Here is a 7,534-nt window from a genome sequence, read left to right on the forward strand (position 1 = left end):
TTCGGATTCGACGAGCCGGCAGGGCCAAACGCTATCGAGCTTTACGTCGGCCGGCTGCGCAAAAAGCTGGAAGGTGCCAAGGCGAGGATCGTGACCGTGCGTGGCCTTGGTTATCAACTGGTGTCTGATGACCAAGACTAGACGCTCGCTTTTTTACCGACTGGTTGTCCGTGTCGCCCTGGTGCTTTTCGTTGGCGCCGCCGTCCTGATCACAGCGGCATGGTTTTATGCCAAGGCGGCGGCCGACGAAGCCTATGATCGCTTGCTGCAAGGGGCAGCCATCCAGATTCTCGATGGTCTCTCCGTCGAAGATGGCAGGATCGGTATAAACCTGCCCCCGGCCGCCTTCGAACTCCTGGGCCAGGCGCCGCGCGACCGGATATTCTACCGTGTCGTCTTGCCGGATGGATTGACGCTGACCGGCTATGACGACCTGGCGCCGTCGGTCGATCTCACTCCCGCCCGTTCTGGCCCTGTCTTTTTTTCCGAGGATTACCGCAACGTGCCATTGCGCATCGGCATCGTCGGCCGCGCCATCAGCGAAGCGGCAGCCGGTGGCTGGGCCTACGTTCTCGTCGGGCAAACGACCGAGGCGCGAAAGGAATTCGTCACCGAACTCACCACGCGCGCACTTGTCATCGTCCTGATCATGAGCGCGTTGGCGCTGGCCGGCACGGCGCTTGCCATCCGCTATTCGCTGCGCCCGGTCAATCAACTCGGCGACATGCTGTTGCGCCGTGATCCGCAGGACCTGACACCGCTGTCCGTCGCCGTGCCGGGCGAACTCTCTCCCTTCGTCGACTCCATCAATCACTTCATGCGGCGTCTCGATGAACGCGTGCGCCTGCTGCAGCGTTTCATTGCCGACAGCGCCCACCAGATCAGGACGCCACTCACCGCACTGTCGGCCCAGGTCAGCCTGATCCACGAAGATGCGCTCTCCGACAACGACCGGCGTCATCTGGAACGCGTCAAGGACCGCGCCGGCGAACTCGCCCATTTCACCGGACAATTGCTCAACCATGCCATGGTCATTCACCGCTTCGACAGCGCCCAACTGGGCCCGCTTGATGTGACCGAGATTGCACGAAAAGCGTTCCGTGCCGCTGTGCCCATCACCATCGATCCGGACACGGTCGTGTCGTTCGAAGGCCCGGACGAAACATTGATCGTGCTGGGGGACGGCCTCAGCCTGCGCGAGGCCATCGTCAACATCATCGACAACTCCCTGCGCCACGGCACCCGGTTCAAACTCGATGTGCGCGTCCTCAAACGCGGCAATTTCGCCCTGGTCGAAGTTGAAGATGACGGACCCGGCATCCCCCCGGCCGACTGGGGTCAGGTGACCAAACGCTTCGTGTCGTCGAAATCAGGCAGTGGCAGCTCCGGCCTTGGCTTCGCCATTGCCTCTGAGGTCGCAATTGCCTTGAGGGGCGGCCTTTCCTTCCGTGAAAAGACGCCTGAAAAAGGCTTTACCGTTGTGCTTGAACTACCGCTTCACGCCGAGATGACAAGCTGATGTTGAAGAAACCCCTGCTTTTTGCCGCCTTAGTCCTGCTTTCGCCTGTTCATGCTTCAGCGATCGAGGGAGAGAAGACGGTGTTCCAGTCACCCGGCGCTGAGAAATCCCGGCTGGTCATCAACGGCGTGACCGACGCCGATGCCATCAAGCCGCTGATACTGGATTTTCAGCAATTGGCACCGGATGTCACCGTTGAATTCAATGACTATGTTTCCAACGACCTTTTCCGCGAGGCGGAGCGGGCTTGCAGCACCGGGCAAAATTACGGTGACCTGCTGATTTCATCCTCGGCAGACCAGTTGGTCAAACTTGCCAATGATGGCTGCGCCATTCCGCACAGTTCCGCAGAAACCGATGCACTCGCAAGCTGGGCGAATTGGCGAAACGAGGTTTTCGGCTTTGTCTTCGAGCCCGCCGTCATCGTCTACGATGCGTCGCGTGTTCCTCAGGCGGATGTACCACGCAGTCATGCGGACATTGCCGATCTTCTGCGCCGCAAGCCGGAGGACTATCGCAACCGGATCGGAACCTACAATATCCAGCTCTCCGGCGTCGGATACCTGCTCGCCTTTCACGACGCGCTTCAGGCGCCGACGATCTATGGCCGACTGCTGGAAAGCTTCAGCCGCGCGGAAGTCGTGACGGGGTGTTGCAACAACGAGGTGCTGGATCAGATCGCCAGCGGGCGCTTGCGCATCGCCTACAATATCCTCGGCTCTTATGCCTATGCGGCTTTCCTCAAGAACCCAAACCTTCGCGTGGTGATACCGCGCGACTATGCACTGATCCTGCCACGCGCGGCCCTGATCCCGGTAAAATCGCAGCAAACCGATCTTGCCCGCCGTTTTATCGATTATCTACTCTCGTCCCGTGGCAAGACGGTCGCGCGCGAAAAGGCATTTTTCCTCTCCGAGGACGACCCCCTGCCCGAAGGCGTCGAAGGCCCGGCCTCACTGATCGAATCCGGTATTGGCCGACCGATCCGCATCGGACCGGCATTGCTGGCAGCGCAGGATCGTGCCACCCGCGAACGGTTCATCCGCAACTGGACTGCCCTTTTCACCGCACTGGACCCATAAAAAAGGCCCGACACAGGTGCCGGGCCTTGCTAAAGTGGCCAAGGAGAAGATCAATCCTCCTCCTGAAAAACCTCCTCGCGCTTCTTCTTGACGCTCGGCAGGAAGACGATGATCAGCACCGCCAGTGCGATCAGAAGCAGCGTGGCGCTGATCGGGCGAGTGACGAAGGTTGACGGATCGCCACGCGACAGGATCATCGCACGGCGCAAGTTTTCCTCCAGCAGCGGCCCGAGAACAAAACCGAGCAACAGCGGCGCTGGTTCACAGCGCAGCTTGACCAGCATGTAACCGATGAAGCCGAAGAAAGCGACGGCATAGAGGTCGTAGATATTGGCGTTGACGCTGTAGACCCCGATCGAGCAGAAGGCCATGATGATCGGGAACAGCACGTAGTAAGGGATGGTCAGCAGTTTCACCCACAGCCCGATCAGCGGCAGGTTCAGCACCAGCAGCATCAGATTGCCGATCCACATCGACGCAATGATGCCCCAGAACAGCGCCGGCTGCTCGACAGCGACATTCGGACCCGGAACGATGCCCTGGATGATCATCGCGCCAACCATCAGCGCCATGACCGGATTGGCCGGAATGCCCAGGGTCAGCAATGGAATGAATGACGTTTGCGCGCCGGCATTATTGGCCGATTCCGGACCGGCGACGCCTTCGATGGCGCCGTGGCCGAATTCCTCCGGCGTCTTCGACATCCGTTTTTCCACGGTATAGGAGGCGAAGGACGCCAGGATCGCGCCGCCACCCGGCAGGATGCCAAGTGCGGAGCCAATGCCGGTGCCACGCAGAACCGGCCAGAACATCCGGCGGAAGTCATCCCGTGTCGGCATCAATCCGCTGACCTTGGAGATCAGCACCGTGCGGTTCCGGTCGCTTTCCAGGTTGCGCAGGATTTCCGCGACCCCGAAGACACCAACGGCCACGGCGACGAAATTCAGGCCATCGGCATATTCCGTAATCCCCATGGTGAAACGCGGCGTGCCGGAATAGATGTCGGTGCCAACGAGACCGAGCAGTAGGCCGAGCGACACCATGGCCAGCGCCTTGATGATCGAACCGTGCGCCAGCGCAATGGACGACACCAGACCGACGATCATCAGCGAGAAATATTCGGCTGAGCCAAACTGCAGTGCGATCGCCGTCAGCGGTGGCGCAAAGATCGCAACCAGGAATGTCGAGACGGTGCCGGCAAAAAACGAGCCGATGGCCGCGATCGCAAGGGCCGCTCCTGCTCGTCCCTTGCGGGCCATCTGATAGCCGTCAATTGCGGTAACCGCGGATGATGATTCCCCTGGCATGTTGATCAGGATTGCCGTGGTCGAGCCGCCATACTGCGCACCATAATAGATACCGGCCAGCATGATCAGCGATGACACCGGTTCGAGCTGGAAGGTGATTGGCAAAAGCATGGCAATGGTCGCCGTCGCACCGATACCCGGCAACACGCCGATCAAGGTGCCGAGGATGACGCCCACCAGGCAGAAGAAGAGATTTTCGATGGAGCCAGCCGTCGAAAAGCCAAGCGCAAGATTGTCGATGAATTCCATGTCGGGACCTCAGAAGCGGAGCCAGGGGCCGAAACGCTCGAACGGCAGGCCGAGGCCATAGCTGAACACGAGCACGGAGAAGAAGGTGATGCCGGTCGCCAACGCCAGCGCCGCCGGCACGCGCAGCCGCTCTGACGCAAAGCTTGCGATGAAGGCCGCGACAAACAGCGCCGGCACGAAGCCCGCACCACGCACCAGAAGCCCGAAGACGACCGGAGCCGGCAGGATGAACATCATGCCGCGCCAGGCAATCGGCCCGATCGGTTCACCTGCGACGCGCGTTGCCTGAATGAGGATGACGATGCCGAGCAAAGCGAGGATGATCGCCAGCACCAGCGGGAAATAGCCCGGCCCCATGCGGAAAGCGGTACCGAGTTCGAGCTGGAAGGATTGATAGGTGAAGAACAGGCCGAGCCCGATGAAGAGCAGGCCGCAAAGCGCATTGGCTGGATCGAGACGAACAGATTTCATTGGGTCCCCCGAAATGAATGGTTCCGCGACAGGGCTTGGCAAGTCCCGGCGAAACGATGGGCGGACCCGGCCAGATGACCGGATCCGCGCACGCTTCGAATGTCTGGCGTCAGTCGGCGTACTGGCCGGCCGCTTCGATGACAGGCTTCCAGCGGGCGATTTCGCTTTCCAGCTTTGCCTTCAGTGCAGTCGGCGTCACATCGGCATCCGGCGAAGGTGCGGTGCCGAGTTCGGCAAAGCGGGCGGCCACGTTCTCATCCTTCAGCGCCTTCTTCAGCGATGCATTGAGCTTGTCGATCGCTTCACTCGGCGTGCCCTTAGGCACGTAGACCCCATGCCAGATGCCAACCTGGAAATCGGCCAGTCCACCTTCAGCCGCCGTCGGCACATCCGGCAGCACGTCGAGGCGCGCTGGCGACGTCACGGCATAGGCCTTGATCGTTCCGCCCTGGATCTGTTTTGTCGTGTTGGTGGTCTGGTCGCACATGATATCGACCTGGCCACCCAGCAGATCGGTCATCGCAGGTCCGGTGCCCTTGTAGGGTACGGTGACCAGCGGCGTTTCGATCTGGCTCATCAGCAACATGCCGCAAAGATGCGAGGCAGCCCCGATGCCGGCATTGGCGACGGTCACTGTGTCCTTGTTCGCCTTCACATATTCGACCAGGCTCTTGAGATCGGCTGGCTCGAAATCCTTGCGCGCGACGATCGTCATCGGCACATCGGTGACAAGGCCGACATAGTCGAAGGCATTGAGCGGATCATAGGCGAGCTTGCGATAAAGGCTGGCAGAGGTTGCCATACCGATGTGATGCAGCAGCATCGTATAGCCGTCCGGCTCGGATGAAGCGACGCGACCGGCACCCAGCGTGCCACCGGCTCCACCGACATTTTCCACCAGGACCTGCTGGCCGAGATCCTTGGACATGGCTTCCGCCACAAGGCGGGCAACGGTATCCGTCGGACCGCCGGCGGCAAAGGGCACGACCATGGTGATCGAACGCTCAGGATAGCCCTGGGCGGATGCCTGTGCGGAAAAAAGTGTAGCGGCAATGGCGGTTGCGCTGAACAGCGACTTCAGAAATGTCATCGAATCCTCCCGATATGACGTCCCTCGCCGGCTTGGCTCCTCCCAGGCCGGTCTCGGATGGATGAGTTTTTTGCTGCATTTGCCCATCGCGCAATGCTCGGACGATCCGCAGAATGGACTTATGGCGCGTGCTGCGCTGCGTCATGGGTGGAATCCTGCCCATGCGACAAAAGCGACGGGTGGAAATCCACCCATCACCTGGCAAGTGCCGTCAGCAACTGGAAAGCAATGCTCAGTTCTCTGGCCCGTATGCATCGGAATCGCGCTCACCGAGCGCCTGTTTCTTGTCGAGGCCGTATTTCTGCATCTTCTCGTAAAGGGTCTTGCGCGAGATTCCGAGCTGCTCATAGACCGGCCGCAGACTGCCGCCATGCGCAGCGATCGTGCCGGCGATGACCTGCTTCTCATAGGCTCCGACCTTGTCGATCAGCCTCAACCCGCCGCGCGCATCGGCTGCGGCTGAATCGAGCCCTGTTTCAAGGCCAAGGACCAGTCGGTCGGCCGCGTTGCGCAATTCGCGCACGTTACCCGGCCAGTCGCGCTCGGCGATTTCCGAAATGATCTCCGGCACGACCTGCATGTCGTCACGGCCGTAGCGGGCGCAGGCCTCCCGCACCAGCTGGAGAAACAGCAGGGGAACATCCGCAAGCCTCTGGGCGAGCGACGGCACACGGATGGTGACCACATTCAGGCGATAGAAGAGATCGGCGCGAAAACGGCCGGCGGCGACCTCCTCGGCCAGATCGACCTTGCTGGTCGCGAGGAACCGTACGTCGAGGGGAACAACCTCGTTCGACCCAAGCCGCGTGATCGTCCGCTCCTGCAGCACACGCAGGAATTTCGCCTGCAGATCGCTTGGCATCGAGCCGATTTCATCCAGCAGGATCGTCCCGCCGCGGCCGTGTTCGAACTTGCCGTAGCGCGCCCTGAGCGCACCCGGAAACGCACCGGCCTCATGCCCGAACAACTCGCTTTCGATCAGTGTTTCCGGCAGGGAGGCGCAATTGATCGCCAGGAACGGCCCTTTGGCGCGCGCGCTGATATCATGCAGGCTGCGCGCCACGACCTCCTTGCCCACGCCGGTTTCGCCGATGATCAGCGTATCGGCCTCCGTCGCTCCGATCGCCCGCAGCCGATAGCGCAGATCGACCATCACCGGTGTGCGTCCCGGAAGCCGGCTCTCGATGTCGTCCCGCTTGCCGGCTACGGCCCTGAGACGGCGGTTTTCCAACACCAGCGACCGCCGGTCCAGCGCATGGCGCACGACACCCGCCAGACCCTGGCTGGCAAACGGCTTCTCGATGAAGTCGTAAGCGCCCTCGCGCATGGCCTTGACGGCCAGTTGCACGTCGCCATGGCCGGTCACGAGGATTACCGGTATCTCATGGTCGAGCTCCCGGATCCGATGCAGCAGCGTCATGCCATCGATCCCGGGCATGCGGATATCCGTCACCACGACACCGTCGAAACCGTAACCGACCCGCTCGAGAATATACTCCCCCGAGGCAAAGGCCTTCACCTTCAATCCGTGCAGCTCAAGCGCCTGCGCGGTGGAGAACCGCAACTCCTCCTCGTCATCGACCAGAAGCACCAGACCTTCGCTCATTCTGCAGCCTCGCTGACTGGTTCTGCCACGCCAAGCTCGATCCTGAACAGGGCGCCACCGCCGTCACGCGGACCAACCGTCAGGCTGCCGCCGAAATCCTTGATGATATTGTAGGAGATCGACAAGCCGAGACCCAGCCCCCGGCCGACACCCTTGGTGGTGAAGAACGGATCGAAGATGCGCTCGGTNATTGCCGGCGGCACGCCCGGA

8 protein-coding genes are annotated in these 7,534 nt (G+C 61.2%); 3 read left to right on the forward strand and 5 right to left on the reverse strand.

Going from position 1 to position 7,534, the window contains the following annotated elements:
• The first annotated feature begins 54 nt into the window (after positions 1-54).
• Genes PDO_RS29410 through PDO_RS06465 form a run of 3 tightly spaced genes read left to right on the forward strand, consistent with a single transcriptional unit; the run spans position 55 to position 2,601 of the window.
• Positions 55-141, forward strand: a complete 87-nt coding sequence (locus PDO_RS29410) for a hypothetical protein (protein ID WP_458574642.1) — start codon at positions 55-57, stop codon at positions 139-141.
• Complete coding sequence (locus PDO_RS06460) at positions 128-1,519, forward strand: sensor histidine kinase (protein ID WP_037072818.1); 1,392 nt, start codon at positions 128-130, stop codon at positions 1,517-1,519. Before PDO_RS29410 ends, PDO_RS06460 begins: the two co-directional genes overlap by 14 nt.
• Complete coding sequence (locus PDO_RS06465) at positions 1,519-2,601, forward strand: ABC transporter substrate-binding protein (protein WP_007599454.1); 1,083 nt, start codon at positions 1,519-1,521, stop codon at positions 2,599-2,601. The genes PDO_RS06460 and PDO_RS06465 overlap by 1 nt, the downstream gene beginning before the upstream one ends.
• Before the next feature lie 50 nt (positions 2,602-2,651).
• Here PDO_RS06465 and PDO_RS06470 read toward each other — a convergent pair whose 3' ends face one another.
• The 5 genes from PDO_RS06470 to PDO_RS06490 all read right to left on the reverse strand — a co-directional run.
• Complete coding sequence (locus PDO_RS06470; RefSeq protein WP_007599456.1) at positions 2,652-4,157, reverse strand: tripartite tricarboxylate transporter permease; 1,506 nt, start codon at positions 4,155-4,157, stop codon at positions 2,652-2,654.
• A gap of 9 nt (positions 4,158-4,166) precedes the next feature.
• On the reverse strand, positions 4,167-4,628 hold the full coding sequence (locus PDO_RS06475; protein WP_007599466.1) for a tripartite tricarboxylate transporter TctB family protein: 462 nt from the start codon (positions 4,626-4,628) through the stop codon (positions 4,167-4,169).
• 109 nt (positions 4,629-4,737) lie between these two features.
• Positions 4,738-5,718, reverse strand: coding sequence for a tripartite tricarboxylate transporter substrate-binding protein (locus tag PDO_RS06480; RefSeq protein ID WP_007599468.1), 981 nt, complete (start codon positions 5,716-5,718; stop codon positions 4,738-4,740).
• A gap of 232 nt (positions 5,719-5,950) precedes the next feature.
• A complete protein-coding gene (locus PDO_RS06485; RefSeq protein WP_007599469.1) occupies positions 5,951-7,324 on the reverse strand; it encodes a sigma-54-dependent transcriptional regulator in 1,374 nt (457 codons plus the stop codon).
• Positions 7,321-7,534, reverse strand: a 214-nt coding sequence (locus tag PDO_RS06490; RefSeq protein ID WP_007599477.1) for an ATP-binding protein, incomplete at its 5' end; no start/stop codon positions are given. The genes PDO_RS06490 and PDO_RS06485, both read right to left, overlap by 4 nt.

It is taken from the genome of Rhizobium sp. PDO1-076 (assembly GCF_000247475.1).
In the GTDB taxonomy this organism is placed as follows: domain Bacteria; phylum Pseudomonadota; class Alphaproteobacteria; order Rhizobiales; family Rhizobiaceae; genus Allorhizobium.